The sequence below is a fragment of the Streptomyces sp. NPDC030143 genome, assembly GCF_055573695.1.
This window is the reverse complement of record NZ_JBVIAY010000063.1, coordinates 1-1,240: the sequence shown is the minus strand read 5'-3', so window position 1 is coordinate 1,240 and position 1,240 is coordinate 1. Positions and strand designations below refer to the sequence as shown.

Below are 1,240 nucleotides of genomic sequence, written 5' to 3'. Positions count from 1 at the left end.
GCCCCTGCACGAGCTCGACCCGGAGGTCGCCGCCGCGGTCGACGCCGAGCTGGACCGGCAGCAGTCCACCCTCGAGATGATCGCCTCGGAGAACTTCGCCCCGCTCGCGGTCATGGAGGCGCAGGGCTCGGTCCTGACCAACAAGTACGCCGAGGGCTACCCGGGCCGCCGCTACTACGGCGGCTGTGAGCACGTCGACGTCACCGAGCAGATCGCGATCGACCGGGTCAAGGAGCTGTTCGGCGCCGAGTACGCCAACGTGCAGCCCCACTCCGGCGCCTCCGCCAACCAGGCCGCCCTGTTCGCGCTGGCCCGGCCCGGCGACACGATCCTCGGCCTCGACCTGGCGCACGGCGGTCACCTGACCCACGGGATGCGGCTGAACTTCTCCGGCAGGCAGTTCGACGTGGTCGCCTACCACGTGGACACCGCGACCGGTCTGGTCGACATGGCCGAGGTCGAGCGGCTCGCCAAGGAGCACCGTCCGAAGGTGATCATCGCCGGCTGGTCGGCGTACCCGCGGCAGCTGGACTTCGCCGAGTTCCGCCGGATCGCCGACGAGGTCGAGGCGTACCTGTGGGTGGACATGGCGCACTTCGCCGGTCTGGTCGCGGCTGGCCTGCACCCCAACCCGGTGGAGCACGCCCACGTCGTCACCTCCACCACCCACAAGACGCTGGGCGGCCCCCGCGGCGGCATCATCCTCGCGAAGAAGGAGTTCGCGAAGAAGCTGAACTCGTCCGTCTTCCCGGGGTTCCAGGGCGGCCCTCTGGAGCACGTGATCGCGGCGAAGGCGGTCTCGTTCAAGGTCGCGGCCTCGCAGGAGTTCGCCGAGCGGCAGCGGCGTACGGTGGAGGGTGCGCGCATCCTCGCCGAGCGGCTGACGGCGGCGGACGCCCGCGAGGCCGGTGTGAACGTCCTGTCCGGCGGCACGGACGTCCACCTGATCCTGGTCGACCTGCGCGAGAGCGAGCTGGACGGACAGCAGGCCGAGGACCGTCTCCACGAGGTCGGCATCACGGTCAACCGCAACGCCGTCCCGAACGACCCGCGTCCGCCGATGGTGACGTCCGGTCTGCGGATCGGCACCCCGGCCCTGGCGACCCGCGGCTTCGAGGCCGAGGACTTCGCCGAGGTCGCGGACGTGATCGCCGCGGCGCTGAAGCCGTCCTACGACGTGGAGGCGCTCAAGGCCCGGGTGGCCGCCCTGGTCGCGAAGCACCCGCTCTACCCCGGCCTG

Annotated in this window: 1 protein-coding gene; it reads left to right on the top strand. The window is 71.3% G+C overall.

Annotated elements, in window-relative coordinates; genetic code table 11:
- Positions 1–1,240, top strand: a 1,240-nt coding sequence (locus ACZ4YY_RS37460) for a serine hydroxymethyltransferase (RefSeq protein ID WP_468299873.1), incomplete at both ends; no start/stop codon positions are given.